Source organism: Stenotrophomonas sp. C3(2023) (assembly GCF_032911385.1).
GTDB lineage: Bacteria > Pseudomonadota > Gammaproteobacteria > Xanthomonadales > Xanthomonadaceae > Stenotrophomonas.
Window position 1 is genome coordinate 2,055,452 of record NZ_JAWJLO010000001.1, and the last position, 19,230, is coordinate 2,074,681.

General features: G+C 67.1%; 18 protein-coding genes. 5 read left to right on the forward strand and 13 right to left on the reverse strand.

The window, feature by feature from the left end:
- Nucleotides 1-18 precede the first annotated feature (18 nt).
- On the reverse strand, nucleotides 19-591 hold the full coding sequence (locus tag RZA67_RS09035) for an NUDIX hydrolase (protein ID WP_317212411.1): 573 nt from the start codon (nucleotides 589-591) through the stop codon (nucleotides 19-21).
- A gap of 175 nt (nucleotides 592-766) precedes the next feature.
- On the opposite strand from RZA67_RS09035, the gene RZA67_RS09040 reads away from it, so the two are divergent.
- The 5 genes from RZA67_RS09040 to mtnC all read left to right on the forward strand — a co-directional run bounded on the left by RZA67_RS09040 (nucleotide 767) and on the right by mtnC (nucleotide 6,047).
- Nucleotides 767-2,242, forward strand: coding sequence for an amino acid permease (locus RZA67_RS09040; protein WP_317212412.1), 1,476 nt, complete (start codon nucleotides 767-769; stop codon nucleotides 2,240-2,242).
- 67 nt (nucleotides 2,243-2,309) lie between these two features.
- Complete coding sequence (locus RZA67_RS09045) at nucleotides 2,310-3,737, forward strand: amino acid permease (RefSeq protein ID WP_317212413.1); 1,428 nt, start codon at nucleotides 2,310-2,312, stop codon at nucleotides 3,735-3,737.
- 90 nt (nucleotides 3,738-3,827) lie between these two features.
- On the forward strand, nucleotides 3,828-4,469 hold the full coding sequence (locus RZA67_RS09050) for a methylthioribulose 1-phosphate dehydratase (protein WP_317212414.1): 642 nt from the start codon (nucleotides 3,828-3,830) through the stop codon (nucleotides 4,467-4,469).
- Nucleotides 4,470-4,790: 321 nt separating this feature from the next.
- Nucleotides 4,791-5,348, forward strand: a complete 558-nt coding sequence (locus RZA67_RS09055) for an acireductone dioxygenase (RefSeq protein WP_317212415.1) — start codon at nucleotides 4,791-4,793, stop codon at nucleotides 5,346-5,348.
- A 3-nt stretch (nucleotides 5,349-5,351) separates the two neighbouring features.
- A complete protein-coding gene (gene mtnC / locus RZA67_RS09060) occupies nucleotides 5,352-6,047 on the forward strand; it encodes an acireductone synthase (RefSeq protein WP_317212416.1) in 696 nt (231 codons plus the stop codon).
- Between the two features lie 39 nt (nucleotides 6,048-6,086).
- Here mtnC and RZA67_RS09065 read toward each other — a convergent pair whose 3' ends face one another.
- The 12 genes from RZA67_RS09065 to hisG all read right to left on the reverse strand — a co-directional run bounded on the left by RZA67_RS09065 (nucleotide 6,087) and on the right by hisG (nucleotide 19,212).
- Nucleotides 6,087-7,277 carry an AGE family epimerase/isomerase gene (locus RZA67_RS09065; RefSeq protein WP_317212417.1) on the reverse strand — a complete coding sequence of 397 codons (1,191 nt, stop codon included), beginning with the start codon at nucleotides 7,275-7,277 and terminating at the stop codon, nucleotides 6,087-6,089.
- On the reverse strand, nucleotides 7,277-8,269 hold the full coding sequence (locus RZA67_RS09070) for a carbohydrate kinase (protein WP_317212418.1): 993 nt from the start codon (nucleotides 8,267-8,269) through the stop codon (nucleotides 7,277-7,279). Before RZA67_RS09070 ends, RZA67_RS09065 begins: the two co-directional genes overlap by 1 nt.
- Before the next feature lie 3 nt (nucleotides 8,270-8,272).
- The gene (locus RZA67_RS09075) at nucleotides 8,273-9,511 is read right to left on the reverse strand and encodes an MFS transporter (protein WP_317212419.1); all 1,239 of its coding nucleotides are present in this window, start codon (nucleotides 9,509-9,511) and stop codon (nucleotides 8,273-8,275) included.
- A 183-nt stretch (nucleotides 9,512-9,694) separates the two neighbouring features.
- The gene (locus RZA67_RS09080; protein ID WP_317213970.1) at nucleotides 9,695-11,287 is read right to left on the reverse strand and encodes a calcineurin-like phosphoesterase family protein; all 1,593 of its coding nucleotides are present in this window, start codon (nucleotides 11,285-11,287) and stop codon (nucleotides 9,695-9,697) included.
- An 832-nt stretch (nucleotides 11,288-12,119) separates the two neighbouring features.
- The gene (hisIE, locus tag RZA67_RS09085; RefSeq protein ID WP_317212420.1) at nucleotides 12,120-12,743 is read right to left on the reverse strand and encodes a bifunctional phosphoribosyl-AMP cyclohydrolase/phosphoribosyl-ATP diphosphatase HisIE; all 624 of its coding nucleotides are present in this window, start codon (nucleotides 12,741-12,743) and stop codon (nucleotides 12,120-12,122) included.
- Nucleotides 12,733-13,509, reverse strand: a complete 777-nt coding sequence (gene hisF, locus RZA67_RS09090) for an imidazole glycerol phosphate synthase subunit HisF (protein ID WP_317212421.1) — start codon at nucleotides 13,507-13,509, stop codon at nucleotides 12,733-12,735. The genes hisIE and hisF overlap by 11 nt, the downstream gene beginning before the upstream one ends.
- Nucleotides 13,503-14,237 (reverse strand): 1-(5-phosphoribosyl)-5-[(5-phosphoribosylamino)methylideneamino]imidazole-4-carboxamide isomerase, encoded by a 735-nt coding sequence (gene hisA / locus RZA67_RS09095; protein ID WP_317212422.1) that lies wholly within the window; start codon nucleotides 14,235-14,237, stop codon nucleotides 13,503-13,505. The genes hisF and hisA overlap by 7 nt, the downstream gene beginning before the upstream one ends.
- Nucleotides 14,234-14,836, reverse strand: coding sequence for an imidazole glycerol phosphate synthase subunit HisH (gene hisH, locus RZA67_RS09100; RefSeq protein WP_317212423.1), 603 nt, complete (start codon nucleotides 14,834-14,836; stop codon nucleotides 14,234-14,236). Before hisH ends, hisA begins: the two co-directional genes overlap by 4 nt.
- Entirely contained in the window at nucleotides 14,833-15,906 is a 1,074-nt protein-coding gene (hisB, locus tag RZA67_RS09105; protein WP_317212424.1) for a bifunctional histidinol-phosphatase/imidazoleglycerol-phosphate dehydratase HisB, read from the reverse strand. Before hisB ends, hisH begins: the two co-directional genes overlap by 4 nt.
- Nucleotides 15,903-17,012: a histidinol-phosphate transaminase gene (gene hisC / locus RZA67_RS09110; RefSeq protein WP_317212425.1), complete on the reverse strand. Its 1,110-nt coding sequence runs from the start codon at nucleotides 17,010-17,012 to the stop codon at nucleotides 15,903-15,905. Before hisC ends, hisB begins: the two co-directional genes overlap by 4 nt.
- Nucleotides 17,009-18,304, reverse strand: a complete 1,296-nt coding sequence (hisD, locus tag RZA67_RS09115) for a histidinol dehydrogenase (protein ID WP_317212426.1) — start codon at nucleotides 18,302-18,304, stop codon at nucleotides 17,009-17,011. Before hisD ends, hisC begins: the two co-directional genes overlap by 4 nt.
- Complete coding sequence (hisG, locus tag RZA67_RS09120; protein ID WP_317212427.1) at nucleotides 18,301-19,212, reverse strand: ATP phosphoribosyltransferase; 912 nt, start codon at nucleotides 19,210-19,212, stop codon at nucleotides 18,301-18,303. Before hisG ends, hisD begins: the two co-directional genes overlap by 4 nt.
- Nucleotides 19,213-19,230 lie beyond the last annotated feature (18 nt).

Consider the following 19,230-nt stretch of genomic DNA (forward strand, 5'->3'; position numbering starts at 1 on the left):
GCAGCGGGGCGCTGCCGGTCACCGGCGCGCGAGCCACCGCCGTGCCATGCGCTGCAATGAGGGATCGCCGTCAGGATCGTCGGCGAGGGCCTCGATATCTCGCCAAGCCAGGGCCAGCGACTCTTCACTGATGGCGTACTGTTCACTGCCCCGCGCACGCACCACGTAGCGTACGTCGTAGTGCCAGTGCCCCTCGACCTGGCCACGGGCAGGAATCCAGTGCTTGTCCAGATCAAAGATTGCCGGGCTTTCCAGCACCAGGTCCTCAAGCCCCGACTCCTCCTGTGCCTCGCGCAGGGCCACCTGGGCCAGGTCGCGGTCCCCGTCGGCATGCCCGCCCAGCTGCAGCCAGCGCTCCAGCTTGCGGTGATGGGTCAGCAGGGCCCGCCGGCCATCGGCGCTGACCAGCCATGCACTGCCAGTGAAATGGCCTGCCACGCGTGAGCGCTCGAACGGATCCTCAAGCGCCTCCAGCATTGTGCTGAATTCGGCGCAAAGCCCGTTCTGCGAGGGCACTTCGGCAGCGTGCCGACGCAGCTGCGTGCGCAGCGCTTCGCACGGTGAGTCAAGGGCTGTCGCGCTTTCAGTCATGACCTATGCATGTTCAGGAAAAGGTCCTGCCATTATCGCCATGAAATGTTGCACGTGCGTCTTGTGCTTGGCCTTCAGCTTTGGCTAAGGTAGGGCCGGGCTTCGCATGGCCTTCACGACACAGGTGACGGTGGCGGCGTTTCACCACCCAACCCAACCACTCAGGATTGATTGCATGCTTAAAGCTCTGTTGAGGGTCAAACCGGTTGCGCCAGCCGGTCACGTAGACGCTGGCGAACCCATCGAAGGCAGCCTGGATGGCGAAGCCACGTTGAAACGGACTCTCACGGCGAAGCATCTGATCCTTCTGGGCATCGGTGCGGTGATCGGTGCGGGTATCTTCGTGCTCACCGGGCAGGCGGCGGCCAACCACGCGGGCCCTGCGGTGATGCTGTCCTTCGTCATCGCCGGCTTTGCCTGTGCGCTGGCGGGCCTGTGCTATGCCGAGTTCGCAGCGATGATGCCGGTCTCCGGCAGTGCGTATTCCTACTCGTACGCCACCCTGGGCGAAGGCATGGCCTGGTTCATCGGCTGGTGCCTGGTGCTCGAATATCTGTTCGCCTCGGCATCGGTGGCCGTGGGCTGGTCGGCCTATCTGATCAGCTTCATCACCACCACGCTGCACATGCCGTTCCCCGATGCGCTCAGTGCAGCACCCATTGCCTGGACCAACGGCGAGTTCGTGCGCTCGGGCCAGCTGTTCAACCTGCCGGCCGTGCTCATCGTCGCGGCTGTATCGGGCCTGCTGTACGTGGGTGTCACCCAGTCCGCCTTCGTCAACGCGATCATCGTGGCGGTCAAGGTCACGGTGATCTGCCTGTTCATCGGCTTCGGCGCAGCGCATATCGATCCGGCCAACTGGACGCCGTTCATCCCCGAAAACACCGGTGTTGCAGGTGAGTTTGGCTGGAGCGGCGTGTTCCGTGCGGCCACCATCGTGTTCTTCGCCTACATCGGCTTCGACGCGGTCTCCACCGCCGCAGGTGAAACCAAGGACCCGCAGCGCAACATGCCGATCGGTCTGCTGGGCTCGCTGGCAGTGTGCACCGTGGTCTACATCGTGGTCTGCGCGGTGCTGACCGGCATGATGCCGTTCAACCTGCTGGGCACCGACAAGCCGGTGGCCACCGCGCTGGAACCGTATGCCAGCCTGTCCTGGTTGAAGACCGCCGTTGAGATCGGCGCCATCGCCGGCCTGTCCTCGGTGGTGCTGGTGATGATGATGGGCCAGACCCGCATCGCCTACACCATCTCGCGCGACGGCCTGCTGCCCAGGATGTTCGGCAAGGTGCACGCGCGCTTCCGCACGCCCTACGTGGCCACCATCGTGGTGGGCGTACTGGCAGCGGCCCTGGCCGGCCTGGTACCGCTCAACGTGCTGGGCGAGCTGGTGTCGATGGGCACCCTGCTGGCGTTTGCCACGGTGTGCATCGGGGTGCTGGTGCTTCGCTACACCCGCCCGGAGCTGCAGCGTCCGTTCCGGGTGCCGGCGGTGTGGATCATCTGCCCGCTCGGCGCGGCCACCTGTCTGTTCCTGTTCTGGCAGGCGTTTGCGGTGCATTGGCACCTGTTCATCGGCTGGACCGTGCTCGGTCTGCTGATCTACCTCGGCTACGGCATCCGCAACAGCAAGCTGGCCAGGTCCAGCTGAGTTCCTCCCACGGGCCGACCCGGCAGGGTCGGCCCGCTTCACGTTCACCGGACGAAGAAATCCTTCCATGCTCAAGCAACTGTGGGCCACCAAGCACCCCCACGCCGCCCACGAAGACGCCAACGGTCTCAGCCTGACCCGGACGCTGGGACCCTGGGGCCTGACCGCGTTGGGTATCGGCGCGGTGATCGGTGGCGGCATCTTCGTCATCACCGGTCAAGCCGCCGCCAACCACGCCGGCCCGGCCATCATGCTCTCGTTCGTGCTGGCCGCCATCTGCTGCGCGTTCTGCGCGATGGCCTATGCCGAGTTCGCCTCGATGGTGCCGGTCTCCGGCAGTGCCTACACCTACACCTACGCCACCTTCGGCGAACTGGCGGCGTGGTTCATCGGCTGGATGCTGGTGCTGGAATACGGCGTCTCCGCCTCGGCGGTGGCGGTGAGCTGGACCGGCTACTTCCTCAGCCTGCTCAGCCATTTCGACATCCATCTGCCCGCGGCGCTGGTCAACGCTCCGCTGGACGGCCAGCTGCGTCCCACCGGAGCCATCGCCAACGTACCGGCGGCGATGCTCGTGCTGCTGCTGACCTGGCTGTGCTACGTCGGCATCCGCAAATCCTCGGCCATGAACATGGCCATGGTGGTGCTCAAGACCGGCCTGATCATCCTGGTGATCCTGGTCGGCTGGAAGTACGTAGACCCAGCCAACTGGACGCCCTTCATTCCCGACAACGAGGGGCCGGGACGCTACGGCATGGAAGGCGTGCTGCGCGGTGCGGCGATGGTCTTCTTCGCCTACATCGGCTTCGAGGCGGTCTCGGTGGCCGCGCAGGAATCGCACCGGCCGCAGCGGGACATGCCGGTGGGCATGATGCTCTCGCTGGTGGTCTGCACCGTGCTGTACATCGCCATGGCGGCGGTGATGACCGGGCTGGTGCCTTACACGCTGCTCGGGACCGATGAGCCGGTGGTGACCGCGGTGGCCGCCCATCCCCAGCTGGGCTGGCTGCGTGTGGTGGTGGAAATCGGCGCGCTGGTGGGGCTGTCCTCGGTGGTGCTGGTGATGATCATCGCCCAGCCGCGCATCTTCATGATCATGGGCCGGGACGGGCTGTTGCCGCCGGTGTTCACCCGCATCCATCCGACCTACCGCACGCCGCACATCAATACGGTGATCACCGGTATCGGCATTGCGATCCTGGCGGCAGTGTTCCCGCTGGACGTGCTCGGCGAACTGACCTCCATGGGGACGCTGATCGCGTTCGCCGCCGTCTGCGCCGGGGTGCTGGTGCTGCGCCGCACGCAGCCGGACCTGCCGCGACCATTCCGCATTCCAGCAGCGTGGCTGGTGTGCAGCCTCGGCGTACTGAGCTGCCTGGCATTGCTGTCGGCGATGACGTTCCACAACTGGATGCTGATGGGCGGCTGGACGATTGCCGGCCTCGTGCTCTACTTCGCCTACGGGCACCGGCACAGCCGTCTGCGCGGGAAGTGAGGGATTGCGGGGCAGCGGCCCCGCAATTCCGCGTCGCAGCGACAGGGCGGATCTGCAGCGCTGCGCGGCGTTTGGCCTTAAAATAGCCGCATGAGCGCTCCCACCTACCCTTACGACACTGCCCGGCTGGGCGACCTGGCCCGGCTGCTGATCACCAACGTCGGTGAACTGGCCCGCGCGGGCTGGACACCGGCGACCAGCAGCAATTTCTCGCATCGGCTGGATGACCGCCATGCGGCCATCACGGTGTCCGGCAAGGACAAGGGCCGGCTGGTCGAGGATGACATCATGGTGGTCGACTTCGATGGCAAGGCGGTCGGTCGTCCGCTGCGTCCGTCGGCCGAGACGCTGCTGCACACCCAGCTCTATCGCCGCTTTCCGGAGATCGGCTGCGTGCTGCATACGCATTCGCCGGTGCAGACCATCGCCTCCCGCCTGTATGCGCCGCAGGGCCACGTGCGGCTGGAAGGCTATGAGCTGCTGAAGGCGTTTGCCGGCAACAGCACCCACGAGATGGCAATTGATGTGCCCGTGTTCGCCAACACCCAGGACATGAACGTGCTCTCGGCCCAGGTCGACGCGCTGCTGGACAGCCAGCCGCTGTGGGGCTATCTCATTGATGGCCACGGGCTCTACGCATGGGGCCGCGACATGGCCGAGGCCCGGCGCCATCTGGAGGCGTTCGAGTTCCTGCTGCATTGCGAGCTGGAGCTGCAGCGCCTGCGCCGGTGAAGCGTGACGACCAACGGTCGTCATCTACCCCTCCACCCGCCGCCCCGGTAGGTGACGACCGTTGGTCGTCACGCCATTGCTCCCGCCCGCAGCCGCCCCGGCAGGTGACGACCGTTGGTCGTCACACCGTTGCTCCGCCCGCAGCCGCCCCGGTAGGTGACGACCGTTGGTCGTCACGCCGTTGCCCCGCCGCAGCCCGCGCCGGTAGGTGACGACCGTTGGTCGTCACGCCGTTGCTCCCGCGTACGCCTCTGCGGCACGGAGGTTGCCGGGCAGAGCCCGGCACTACTATTCTGGGGGCCCCCTGTTCAAGCCCTCGCCATGAGCCGACTGCGCATCTACGACGACACCGCCCCCGATACACCGCTGCTGGACACCCAGGACGGCGGGCTCATCGCGACCGAGCTGCAGAAGATCGGGGTTACCTTCGAGCGCTGGCAGGCCACCCAGCCGGTTGCTCCAGGGGCGAGCCAGGAAGAGGTGTTTGCCGCTTACCGCGCTGATATCGACCGCCTGGTCGCCGAGCGCGGTTTCAAGAGCGTGGACGTGGCGTCGATCGCGCCCGACAACCCCAACCGCGCCGAGCTGCGGAAGAAGTTCCTCGATGAGCACTTCCACAAGGAGGACGAGGTGCGTTTCTTCGTCGCCGGCTCGGGTCTTTTCACCCTGCATGTGGGTGACAAGGTCTATGAGATCGAGTGCGTCAAGGATGACCTGATCGCCGTACCCGACGGCACCACGCACTGGTTCGACATGGGCGATGAGCCGAGCTTCGTGGCCATCCGCTTTTTCACCGAGCCCGATGGCTGGGTAGGCCATTTCACCGGCACCGATATCGCGCAGAAATTCCCCCGCTACGTTCCCACCCAGGGCTCCTGATCCATGCAGCCGCGCGTGATTCTCACCGACATCGAAGGCACCACCAGCAGCATCTCGTTCGTCAAGAACGTGCTGTTTCCTTACGCTCGCAAGGCGCTGCCCGCGTTCATCGCCGAACATGGCCGGGAGCCCGGGGTCCGCCGCTGGCTCGACGCGGTGGCTGCCGAGATCGGCGGCGCCTGCCAGGACAGTCTGGTGGCCGAGACCCTGCAGGGCTGGATCGACCAGGACCGCAAGCACACCGCGCTGAAGGCATTGCAGGGCATGATCTGGGACGCTGGCTACAAGCGCGGCGATTACACCGCCCACTTCTACCCCGAGGTGGCTGCCGTGCTGCAGCGCTGGCATGCGCAGGGCCTGTCCCTGCACGTGTACTCCTCCGGGTCGGTACCCGCGCAGAAACAGTTCTTCGGCTACAGCACCGCAGGCGACCTGACCGCCCTTGTGTCGGGCTGGTTCGACACCGAAGTTGGCGGCAAGCGCGAGGCGGACAGCTACCGCCGCATCGTCCAGACCATCGGCGTGCCTGCGCCGGAGATCCTGTTCCTCTCCGATGTAGTGGAGGAGCTGGACGCGGCGCGTGAAGCGGGCCTGCAGACCTGTCTGCTTGACCGTCGCGACGATTACCCGCAGCCGCGCACCGGTGAGGCCACCCACGCCCACACGCGGGTGGAAAGCTTCGAGCAGATCACTCTCTGAATCCTGCCGGGCGTTGCCGCAACAGCAACGCCCGACCGCTTATCCGCGCAGCACGCGCAGTACCTCGTGACACGCACCCATGGTGTGGTAATCGGTCTTGCCCGCTGGACTCTTCTGAGCGTCGTACGGCCGGTTGTTCGCATCCAGGATGCGGAACCAGGCGCCATGCCGGTGATCGACCAGATGCCGCCAGCTGTAGTCCCATAGCCGCTGATACCACTGCCAGTACGCTGCATCGCCGGTTCGGGTGGCCAGCAACGCGGCTGCGGCCAGGCTCTCTGCCTGCACCCAGAAGTACTTGTCGCCGTCACAGATCGTCCCGTCCGGGGCGAACCCGTAGTGCAGGCCACCGTGCGTGGCATCCCAGCTGCGTGCCACTGCCGTATCGAACAGATGACGCGCCACCGGAAGCAGCCAGTCGGCCTGCACGTGCCGTTCAAGCATCAGCAGCAGTTTGGCCCATTCGGTCTGGTGCCCGGGCTGGAACCCCCACGGCCGGAACAGGTTGCGCGGGTCGTCCTTGTTGTAGTCCCAGTCCGGCAGCCAGTGCGTGTCGTAGTGCTCCCAGACCAGCCCGCCCGAACGCGCCGCCTGGCGCCGGGTGACGGCGTCAGCCAGCTGCACGGCCCGCTGCAGGTAGCGCGCCTCTCCGGTAGCCTCGAAGGCCGTCAACAGCGCCTCGCACAGGTGCATGTTGGCGTTCTGCCCGCGGTAGTGGCTGAACTGCCAGTCCGCATCGGCCTGGTCCCGGTACAGGCCGTGTGCCGGCTCCCAGCAGTGCTGCTCCAGCAGCTGCCAGGTCTCGGCCACCCACTCCCGCGCCTCCGGCATGCCGGCCTTCAGCGCCCACGCGTAGGCCAGCATGACAAAGGCCAGACCATAGGTGTGGTTGTCGGCGTCTTCCACCGCCCCGCCGCGCAGGGTCCATGCGTACCCGCCACGCACCGGGTCGCGATGTACCTCGCGCAGGTAAGCCACGCCATGCCTGACGGCCTGCTGATAGGCCGGCTCGCCGAACTCGAGCCACGCACTGGCGTAGTTGAAAATGAAACGGGTGCTGCTGACCAGGTGCCGATGGTCGCGCTCATACACCGTGCCATCGTCGAGGAAATAGTGGAAAAAGCCACCTGCCGGGTCGATGCAGCGCGGGTGATAGAAGGCCATTGTGTCGGCCACGTGGTCGCGCAGGAACGCGACGCTGCGGAAATCGGGAAGCATGATGGTGTTCATCAAGCCTGCTCCAAATGCTGCGAAAGCAGCGACTCGACCTCGTCGCGGCCAGGCATCGCCGCAAAAGCGCCCTGCCGGGTGACGGCCAGCGCACCTGCCGCAGCGGCAAAGCGCAGCACCGGGCGCAGCAGCTCCGGCTGGGCGCAGGCAGCGGCAAAGCGGTCACCGTCCAGGCCGTGTCGGCACAGCCCGGCCAACAGTGCTCCGACGAAGGCATCGCCCGCCGCGGTCGTATCGCATGCCTGCACGGTAAACGCACGCTGCTCGCCCTGTCCGGTCCGGGTAAACCAGCGCGCCCCCTCGGCGCCATCGGTCACCAACACCAGTTGTGCCTGGGCGGTGAGCAGATCACCGATCACGGCCTCGCTGGAGGTGAGCTGGGCCTGGGCCACGAAACTCAGTTCACTGCGCGAGAACTTCACCAGCGTGGCACGCTGCAACGCCTGCCAGATGACGGGCGCAGCCGCCGTTTCGTCGGCCCACAATGCCGGCCGCAGATTGACATCGAAACTCACCAGCGCGCCGCCCGCAGCGGCCCGGTGCATGGCGGTCAGCGTCGCCTCGGCGATTTCCTCGTCGGTAAGGCTGTTGGAGCACACATGGAAACAGCCGACGTCGGCGAACATCGCGGCGTCCAGATGCGATGTGCGGTAAAGAAGGTCGGCGGCAGGCGGCCGGTAGAAGCTGAAACTGCGTTCGCCCTGCGCATCAAGCGCGACCACCGCCAGCGCAGTGGGCGCATCGGCAGTACGCCGCACGTGGCGCACATCCACCCCGTTTTCAATCAGGCTGCGCAGCAGGAAGTCGGAGAACGCATCCCGGCCCAGCATGCCGACAAAACGGCTGGGTACGCCCAGCCGCGCTGCTGCCACGGTGACATTGGCAGGAGCGCCCCCTGCCTGCTGCACGAACAGCGGTGCACCCCCGTCAGCCGCAGGCGGAAGCGCCAGCAGATCGATGAGTGCCTCTCCAAATCCCAGTACAGCCTTCATGAGTCAGTGCTCTCCATTACAGTCATTACGCACCGGTGCGCCAAACACCATCACCGCCACATAGCAGCACAATGGCACGATGAAGCTGACCTGCAACCCTGCCTGGTCGGCCAGCAGCCCCTGCAGCATGGGAACCACCGCCCCACCCGCCACCGCAATGAGCAGCAGGCCGGAACCGGCCGTGGCCTGCGACCCAAGGCCTGCAATGCCTTGAGCGAAGAGGCTGGGAAAAATGATCGAGTTGAACAGACCCGCCACCACCAGACAATAAAGCGGCAGCGCGCCGGTGGCGCCGATCACCACCGTCAGCAGGGCCATGTTGATTGCGGCAGCCCAGAAACGCAGACGATGAGCCGGCAGCTTGAGCATGAGGGCGGCGCCGGCGAAGCGTCCCAGCATGGTGCCACTCCAGTACAGCGAGACCAGCGGCGCTGCCTGCCTCATGTCCATGGCAGCGACCTGCGGCAGCGCCGCGTACAGGATCAGCAGGCTGCCCAAGGCGATTTCGGCGCCGACAAAGCAGAACAACGCCAGCCACGCGCCGCGCAACGGCCGGTGGTGCAGGAGCTTGCGCACCGGGGCCGCTGCCGGGGCCGGCGACACCTTCGTCGCCGGCAAGGGCAGGCGCAGGACAACAATAGCCGTCAGCACCAGCACCAGCGCCATCACCGCATACGCGACCTGCACCAGACCTGCCGGGCCCGCATGGCCTGCGTCCGTTTGTCGCGACGCGCCCAGCAGCAACCATCCACCGGCCAACGGCGCCAGTACGGTACCCAGCGAATACAGGCCCTGGGCCAGGGTCAGCCGGGCAGCGCTGGTGCGGCTGGCACCGAGCTGTGTGGTGTAGGAGGTGGCCGTGACCTGCAGCACGATGACGCCGCTGGCAAGCACGAACAGCGACGCCAGGAACAGCGGGAAACGGTGCATGCCTGCTGCGGGCACGAAGCACAGCGCGCCCAGCGCAGCCACCGCCAGACCAGTACCCATGCCGATGTTGGGCCGATGGTGCGCCACCCACCGTGCAGCGAGCACGGGCAGCACGACGTAGGCGGCAAAGAAGGCGGTTTTGACCAGCATCGCGCGCGCATAGTCCAGCGCGAATACCGCCTTCAGGTGCGGCACCAGCACGTCGTTGAGGCTGGTCAGAAAGCCCCAGATGAAAAACAGCGGCAGAACGCAGGCCAGCGCGCCCTTCCGGCCCATCGTCTGCGTTACGCGGGACAGCGGGCGAGCATTCATGGCGGCCGGACCTCACAGGTTGCACCGTTACGCACATCCTGACCGCCGCACGCAGGCGGCGCAGCGCGTGCGGCGCCAAACGCCGCCGCGTGCCGTCAGACAGCGGCGCCGTCGCGACAGCCTGCGCCGACCACGCCCGAGTGCGGTGGCGGCGGCGACACCGGGCCTCGCCACCTCACCGGCTCAGGGCTCGCCCACCTCCAGCCGATAGCGGGTGCTCGCCGTGAAGACGGCGCCATCAGGCTGGGTCGCGCGCACGTCCACCTTGTGCTCGCCCACCTCCAGCGAGGTCGGCAACGCACCGCGCCACAGATGCGGCGATGCCGTCGCCTCGGGCGAGCGGTCATAGCCACGCAGCGTGTCGGCCAGATCATCGGCCACATTCTCAAGCAGCAGCTGCGGATCAGGCTGACGGACCTGCTTCATCGGCTGCCACGGGCCGCCATCGACGCGGTACTCGACCACACTGCGGTCCTCGCCCATGTAGACGTTCGCGTAGACGCCCCACGCCGGGTACGCGCCCTGACGCAGCACCTTCGGGGCATGCAGGCCGATCTGTTCACTGGCCGGTGCGCCGGCGACCCGGTACTGCAGGCGGTAACTGCCGTTGCCGGCCACGTCCAGCAGCGCATACCCCTTCGGCGTGCCATCGCTCATGCGACTGTCGGGCACACCATCGGCGTCCTTGACCCCCGACCAGAACGCGCCGCAGTTGGCGCCGACGTTGTACTCGTGCAGCGGCTTGTCGCCGTGCCACCCCTCGGCGGCGCCATGGTAATAGTGCTGCTGGGTATGGCTGTGACCGCTGAGCACCAGCACATTGCTGAAGGGCCGGAGCAGCGCGAACAGGCGCTGGCGGTCGGCGTGACGGAAGGTTTCCCGTCCTGGCGCGGCATCGAACAGCGGGATGTGCATGCCCAGCACCAGCAGCCGATCACGGCGCAGGCCCTTGAGGTAGCCCTCCAGGAACGCAAACTGATCCGCGCGCAGACCACCGACGTACTTCGGCGTTCCCGCAGGGTCGTAAACCACGTCATCAAGGAACACGAAGCTGGCTCCGCCCTCCTCCACCGCGTAGGTGTCGGGCCCGTAGATTGCCCGCCAGCTGTCGAGCGAGCGCGCGTCATCGGGCGCATCGAAGTCCAGATCATGGTTGCCCGGCACATGGAACCACGGCACACCCAACTGCGTGGTTACCCGGTTCAGCAGCGGATACAGCGACAGATCGTCGTTGGTGATGTCGCCCAGCGTGGTACCCAGGCGCGCCCTGGTACCACGCAGCGGCCGGACGATGGACTGCTCGTAATACCCCACATCGCGCGCGCTGGCAGTCTGCGGATCGGTGAACACCAGCATCTGGAACCCATCGCCGCTGGCGCGCCGATCCGGCTGCAGCGCAAAGTCGTAGCTGTTCAAGGGCGTATGGGTGGCCGCGATGCCCTTGTACTTCAGGGGCGGCGATCCTTCGGGATGGTAGTGACGCCAGAAGCCCGGCAGCCCACCGGCAGCTTTGACGAAACGATAGTCCTCGGGCTTGATCACAAACACCGTATCCCCCGATCGCACCGGCAGCCGGTAGCTGCCATCACCCGCGGTGCGCACGATATCGCGACCATTGGACACCCGCACACCCGCCAGGCCCGGATCAGTCGCCCCCCGCCCCGGCTTGCCATCACGCTCCTGATAGACCTTGCCGCTGACCACCGCATCGGCCGCCAGCGACAGACCCGGCACAGCCAGCAACAGCCCCAGGCAGAACACGGCAGGCAACTTGATCACGACGGCACACCCCTCAAAAAGACCCGCCTATTCTAAAGGCCGAAGGTGACAGCCGTCCCCCGCAGACCCACACCGGCCCGCCAGACCATCAGCGGCACGTATCCAGCGCCGTTGCCATTGCCATTGCCGTTGCACTTGCCACTCGCACTAGCAGTTGCTCTACCCACCGGTAGCAGCAGACTGTCAGAGGCGGGACGGTGTGGGTCTGCGGGGGTGTCGAGCGCCAGGGACGGCGCGAAACAAGGCACGCACGGATGCAGTTTTTGCCGTCCCCCGCAGACCCCCACCGGCCCGCCCAACCATCAGCAACACCCAGCCGTTGCCGTTGCCGTTGCCGTTGCCGTTGCCATTGCCGTTGCAGTTGCACTTGCCACTCGCACTTGCAGTTGCTCTACCCGCCGGTAGCAGCGGACTGTCAGAGGCGGACCGGTGTCGGGCTGCGGGGGTGTCGAGCGCCAGGGACGGCGCGAAACAAGGCACGCACGGATGCAGCTTTTGCCGTCCCCCGCAGACCCACACCGGCCCGCCAGACCATCAGCAACACCCCGCCAACGCCGTTGCACTTGCCGTCGCCGTTGCACTTGCACTTGCACTTGCCGTGCGCCCCGGCCTCAGCAATCTGTCAGAGGCGGGACGGGGTGGGTCGGCGGGGGTGTCGAGCGCCAGGGACGGCGCGAAACAAGGCACGCACGGACGCAGTTCTTGCCGTCCCCCGCAGACCCACACCGGCCCGCCCAACCATCAGCAACACCCAGCTACTGCCGTTGCACTTGCACTTGCACTTGCCGTAAGCCTCAAGGGGGCGCGGGGGCCAAGCCCCCGCAACACCTCACCCCCTGTGACGCTGCTCCAGCACCGCCCGCGCATCATCCAACGACAACCCCCGCGCACGCAGCACCACCAGCAGATGGAACAGCAGATCCGCCGCCTCCCCCAACAGCGCCGCATCATCCTGCGCCACCGCAGCCAACGCCGTTTCCACCCCTTCCTCACCGACCTTCTGCGCGATGCGCCGCACCCCGCCCTCGAACAACGACGTGGTGTAACTGCCCTGCGGACGCTGCTGCTCGCGCACCGCCACCAGCCGATCCAGCCCACCGAGAAAATCCTGCGGCGCCGGACCAAAGCAGCTCTCCGTGCCCGTGTGGCACGTCGGCCCCGCCGGACGCGCCACCACCAGCACGGTATCGGCATCACAATCGACACAGATCGACCGCACCGCCAACACGTTGCCCGACTGCTCGCCCTTGGTCCACAGCCGCTGCCTGCTGCGACTGAAGAAGGTCATCCGACCAGTGGCAAGGGTGACCTGCAGCGACTCGGCCGACACATAGCCCAGCATCAACACCTGCAGCGTATCGGCGTGCTGGATGACGGCCGGCAGCAGACCATCGCCCTTGCTCCAGTCCAGTGCGACCAGCGCCTCGGTCGAAGGGAACACATCAATAGACATCACGGACCTCGATCTGCTGCTGGCGCAGGTAATGCTTCAATTCGGGAATGACGATGGCACCGCGGTGGAAGACGCTCGCAGCCAATGCACCGTCCACGTCGGCGTGGGTGAAGACCTCGGCGAAATGCTCTGGCGCCCCGGCACCACCCGACGCGATCAGCGGAACATGGCACAGCTGCCGGGCCTGCTGCAGCTGCGCGACGTCATAACCACGACGCACGCCGTCACTGTCCATGCAGTTGAGCACGATCTCGCCGGCGCCACGCCGCTGCGCCTCCACCAGCCAATCCAGCGTGCGCAGCGCCACGGCCTGGGTCTTGTGCGGATCGCCGCTGAAGCGGCGCACCCGCCATTGGCCATCAGGCTCGCGCACCGAGTCGATGCCCACCACCACGCATTGGACGCCGAAGGCCTCGGCCAGCTCGGTGATCAGTTCCGGACGACCCAGCGCCGGCGAATTGATCGATATCTTGTCCGCACCGGCATGCAGCACCCGCCGCGCGGTCTCCACGTCACCGATACCACCGGCCACGCAGAACGGAATATCGATCAGGCGGGCAATGCGCTCGATCCAGCCGACATCAACACTGCGCCCGTCAGGGCTTGCACCGATGTCATAGAACACCAGCTCGTCGGCCCCCTGCTCGCGGTAACGCAGCGCCAGCTCGGCGATGTCGCCCATGTCGACATGGTCACGGAAACGAACGCCCTTGACCACGCGACCATCGCGAACGTCCAGGCACGGAATGATGCGACGACTCAGCATGCCAGTGCCTCGCCCAGGTCCATGCGCTGCTCCAGCAACGCCTTGCCCAGTACCACACCGCCGCAGCCTGCGGCGCGCGCAGCGGCCACGTCGGCCACATCGCGCACACCGCCCGACGCCTGCACCGCCACCCCGGGCAACAGGGCCGCCAGGTGCCGATACAGTGCCAGGTTCGGTCCGGCCAGCATGCCATCACGGGCGATATCGGTGCACAGCAGCTCGGTCATGCCGGCATCGGCGTAGCGCCGGGCCAGAGTGTCCAGCGTGACACCGGCATTCTCGGTCCAGCCGTGGATGGGCAGCTGCCACAGACCCTGCGCGTCCTGGCGTGCGTCCAGCGCGATGGTCAGCCGCTGCGGGCCGAAGGCCAGCAGCCACTGCAGCACCTTCTCCGGCTCGCGCACCGCCAGCGAGCCGATGACCACACGGCTGGCGCCGGCATCGAGAATGCGCGCCACGTCGTCACGGCTGCGTACGCCGCCGCCGGTCTGCACCTGCAGACCGGTCTGCGCGCTGATCTGCTCCAACAGCGGGGCCAGCGTGTAGCCGCCTGCACGGGCGGCATCGAGGTCGACCAGGTGCATCCAGCGCGCGCCCTGCGCGGCGAAGGCCCGTGCACGCGGCAACGGGTCGTCACCGTAATGCGTTTCCTGCGCGTAGTCGCCCTGGCGCAGGCGCACCACACGCCCCTGGCGGATGTCCAAAGCGGGATAGACGGTGAAGCTCATGCCGAGGTGCTCTTGAGAAAGTTGTGCAGCAGCAGCGCGCCGGTGTCGCCGGAACGTTCCGGGTGATACTGCGCGCCGAAGTAACGACCGTGCTCGACCACCGCACTGAACAGCCCGCCATGGTCACAGGCAGCCACCGTGTGCTGGTTGATCGGCGCCGCGTAGCTGTGCACGAAATACGCGCTGGACCGTTCGGCAATCCCGTCCAGCAACGGCGAGGCACGCAGGGGCAACAGCCGGTTCCAGCCCATGTGTGGCACGCGGATGCCGGTAGCGGGCACCAGCTTGCGAACGATGCCGGGAATCAGCCCCAGCGTCTGCACATCCGCTTCTTCCGAGCGCTCGAACAGCAGCTGCATGCCCAGGCAGATACCCAGCAGGGGCACCTGCAGCTGCCGCAGCGGCGTGTACAGCCCCTGCGCGTGCAGGCGCTGCATTGCCGGTCCGGCGGCGCCCACGCCGGGCAGGATCACCCGGCCCGCACCTGCCAGGCCAGCCTCGTCGCGCACCAGGCGGACGTCAACGCCAAGCCGCTCCAGCGCAAAGCGCACCGAACCGAAGTTGGCGCCACCGGCATCGATCAGCGCGACCTCGGTCACAACGCCCCCTTGGTGCTGGGAAGGCTGGTGCCGCTGCGGGCTACCGCCGTGCGCAGCGCGCGCGCCAGCGCCTTGAAACAGGCTTCAACCTTGTGATGATCGTTATCACCCCGCACCTGCAGGTTGAGATTCAGCCCAGCCGCATCGCAGAGCGAGCGGAAGAAGTGAGGCACCATCTCGGTGGGCAGGTCGCCGACCCGTTCGCGCCGGAACTCACCATCGAACACCAACCAGGGACGCCCGCTGAAGTCGAGCGCCGCCGTGGCCAGTGCTTCGTCCATGGGCAGGGTGAAGCCGTAACGGCCGATGCCGCGCTTGTCGCCCAGCGCCTGTCGGAGCGCCTGACCAAGCGCCAGCCCGGTGTCTTCGATGGTGTGATGTTCATCGATATGCAGATCGCCCTCAGCCTGGATGCGCAGGCTGAAGCCGCCGTGCTTGCCGATCTGCTCCAGCATGTGATCGAAGAACGGCAGACCGGTAGCGATCTGCGGCTCGGCGGCCGCGTCCAGATCAATCTCGACCCGGATGCGGGTTTCCCGGGTATCACGCTGCACGACCGCCGTGCGTGGCGCATCGGCCAGCGCGTGCGCGATGCCCGGCCAGTCCCACTGACCGCCGAACTCGTCGGTACGCAGCTGGAAGCCACGGATGTTGAGGTTGTCGGCAAAGGTGATATCGGTAGGGCGGTCGCCCACCATCGCCGAGCGCGCCCAGTCGATGCTGCGATCCTGCAGATAGCCGGTCATCAGACCGATGCCCGGCTTGCGCGTAGGCAGGTTCTCGTGCGGCCAGCTGCGGTCGATGAGCACGTCACGGAAGACGATGCCCTGGCTTTCGAAGACGTGCATCATCAGCGCGTGCGGCCCATCGAAACTGGCCTGCGGATAGCCCTCGGTACCCAGACCATCCTGGTTGGAAACGATGACGAACTGCCAGCCGGCATCGCGCAGTTTCAGCAGCGCCGGGATCACATCGCGCACAAAGCGCAGCTTCCCGTAAGCGTCGATCTGGTGGTCGGCGGGCTCCTCGATCAGGGTGCCGTCTCGGTCAATGAACAGGATCGGGGTCATGCGGCGGCACTCCGGGCCGAAAGTGCGGCAAGCACGCGTTGGTTGTCGTCGGCGCTGCCGATGCTGATGCGAAGCGCATCGTAAAGCTGCGGCGCAGCACGCTGATCGCGCACCACGACACCGGCGGCCAGCAGGGCCTCGAATGCGGCCTGGGCGTCATCGAACCGCACCAGCAGGTAATTGCCGGCCGACGGGTAGACGCGGCGTACGCCGGGCAGCGCAGCCAGGGACTGCGCAAGCGCGGAGCGCTGCTGGCAGACCTCGGCCACCCGCGCGCGCGTCTGTGCCAGTGCAGCCGGCTGCAACGCAGCCAGCGCCAGCTCCGCGCACGGCGTCGGGACCGGGTAAGGCGCCTGGCAGCGACGCAGTGCCGCAATGAGCGGGGCGGCGGCCAGCAGCGTGCCCACGCGTGCGGCGGCCAAGGCGTGCGCCTTGGACAGCGTGCGCAGCACCGCGACATTGTCATGCCCGGTCAGCAGGGTGGCAGCCGAGGCCTGGCTGCTGAACTCGATGTAAGCCTCGTCCACCACCACCACGGCCTGCCCCTGCAACGCCTGCGCGGTGCGCACCACATCGGCCAGCGCGATCTCGCTGCCGGCCGGGTTGGACGGTGAACACAGGAACACCAGACGCGCCGCATTGTCGCGCGCGGAGCGGATCACCGCGTCGATGTCGACCATCAGCCCCGCCTCGGTTTCAATCAGCGGCACTTCCAGCAGCGGCGCGCCCTGCAGCCGGGCGGACACCGCGTACATGCCGAACACCGGTGGGGTGGCCAACACCGCGTCGATGCCGGGACGGCAGAACGCACGCACCAGCAGGTCGATCGCCTCGTCACTGCCCCGCCCCACCAGCACCTGCTCGGGAGCTACCTCGTACAGGTCGGCCAATGCAGCGCGCAACCCGGAGGGCTGCGGCTCGGGATAGCGCCGGCTGGTGCCGGCTGCATCAGCCGGGTTGGCCCAAGCCAGCTCGTTCGCATTGAGCCAGACCTCGCCATTCAAGGCAGCGCTGCGTGCTGAACTGTAGCCAGCGAAGGCCTGCAGGTCGGGGCGCAGCAACGCCAGAACAGCGTCGATGGCAGGCCGGGGAAGCGCAGCGCTCATGCCAGCACCCCCATGCGCACGGCCACCGCACGCTCGTGGGCGTCCAGCCCCTCGGCGCTGGCCAGCACCCGCGCGCATCCACCGATGGCGGCGATGCCCTGCGCGCTCGCACTCTGCACGCTGATGAAGTTCTGGAAGCTGGCCACGCTCACCCCGCTGTAGGCGCGGGCCGCACCGGCGGTCGGCAGCACGTGGTTGGTGCCGCTGCAGTAGTCGCCCAGCGCCTCGGGCGTGTAGTCGCCCATGAACACCGAGCCGGCAGCCTGGACCTGTCCGAGCCAGGCGCGCGGGTCGCGCAACGCCAGAATCAGGTGCTCTGGTGCGTAGCGGTTGCTGATCTCGAACGCGTCCTGCAGGCGCTCGACCAGGATCAACTGCGAGGCGGCCAGCGCCTGGCGCGCGATCTGCTCACGCGGCAGCAGGGCCACCTGGCGTTCTACCTCGGCCTCCACCGCAGCCAGCATCGCGGCATCGTCGGTCAGCAGCAGCACCTGCGAGTCAGGGCCATGCTCGGCCTGGGAGAGCAGATCGGCGGCGACGAAGGCCGGGGGCGCACCGGCGTCGGCGATGACCAGCACTTCAGAGGGCCCCGCCGGCATGTCGATGGCGGCAGCCCCGTCCTGCGCGACCTGCTGCTTGGCTTCGGTGACGAAGCTGTTGCCCGGCCCGAACAGTTTGTCGCAGGCCGGCACGCTCGCCGTGCCATAGGCCATGGCGGCTATCGCCTGTGCCCCGCCCAGCTTGAACACCCGCTGCACACCGGTAAGACGGGCAGCAACCAGCACAGCAGGATCAGCCGTGCCATCGGCGCGCGGTGGTGTACACATCACCACCTGCGGGCAACCGGCCAGCTGTGCCGGCACACCCAGCATCAATGCCGTGGACGGCAACGGCGCACTACCGGCCGGCACGTACAGACCGACGCGCCCGATCGGCCGGACAACCCGCTCGCAGCTCACCCCCGGCGCGGTTTCCACCGTGTAGCCCTGGCTCATGCCCGCGGCGTGGAATGCCCGGATACGATCCGCAGCCTCTTCCATCGCCGCGCGCAACGGCGTGGCAACGGCGGCTTCTGCGGCGGCAAACTCTTCCGGCGTGACTTCGATGTCCTGCAGCTGCACGCGATCAAACCGTTCGGTGATCGCACGCAGCGCGTCGTCGCCCTGCTCACGCACTTCGTTCACAAGCGCGGCCACCGCCTGCCGCGTCTGCACCGCCACGGCCTGCACCGGGCGGGTCAGGGCCTGACGGCGGGCGGGTTCATCCAGTTGGGACCAGTGCAGACGGTTCATGCCAGCGACCGCTCCACGCTCAGGACCATCAACCCCTGCGCACCTGCGCGCTCCAGTTCTTCCATGCGCTGCCACGACAGCGGCCCCGGACACATGGTCTGCAGCTGCAGCACGTCGCCCTCGCCTGGCAGCCGCACCAGCGGTTCGGCGTCGGCCAGCAGCTGCGCCAGCGCGGCTACCCGGTTCTCCTCGGCACGGAACATCAGAAGCTTGCGGTCCTGTTGCTGCACCACGCCATCAAGGCGGCGCAGCAGCATGCTCAGCAGACCGGCACGCGCATCGTCCGGCGCCAGCACCGCCCCGGCCAGCACGGCCTCGCTGTCGAGCACGGTCTGCACCGGCTTGAGCTGGTTGGCCCGCAGCGTGGCGCCGCTGGACACCAGATCGCAGATCAGCTCGGCCGTGCCAAGACGCGGCGCGATCTCCACCGACCCGGACAGTTCGACCACCTCGGCCTGCACGCCCTGCTGCTGCAGCCATTGCGTGAGCAGTGCCGGGTAGCTGGTGGCGATACGCGTCCCTTCGGCCTGTGCCGGACCCTGCCACTCCCATTCTTCCGGCACCGCCAGCATCAGGCTGCACTGGCCAAAGCCCAGTGCGCGCAGTGGCTGGAATGCCGATGGCAGACCACGCTGGCGACGGGCCGCATCCTGCTCGTCCAGCTCGTTGCGGCCGACGATACCGAGGTCACACACGCCATCGGCGATCAGGCCCGGAATATCGTCGTCGCGTACCAGCAGCAGGTCCACCGGCAACGACTCGCCGTAACAGAACAGCTTGTCACGGCTTTCGCGCCAGCTCAGACCGCACGCCGCCAGCAGATTGCGTGCGGGTTCGGCCAGCCGCCCATTTTTCTGGATGGCAATACGCAGCCGGTCACGGACCGGCGCTGCCTTCGATGCACTCATGGAAATATCTCTTGGAAA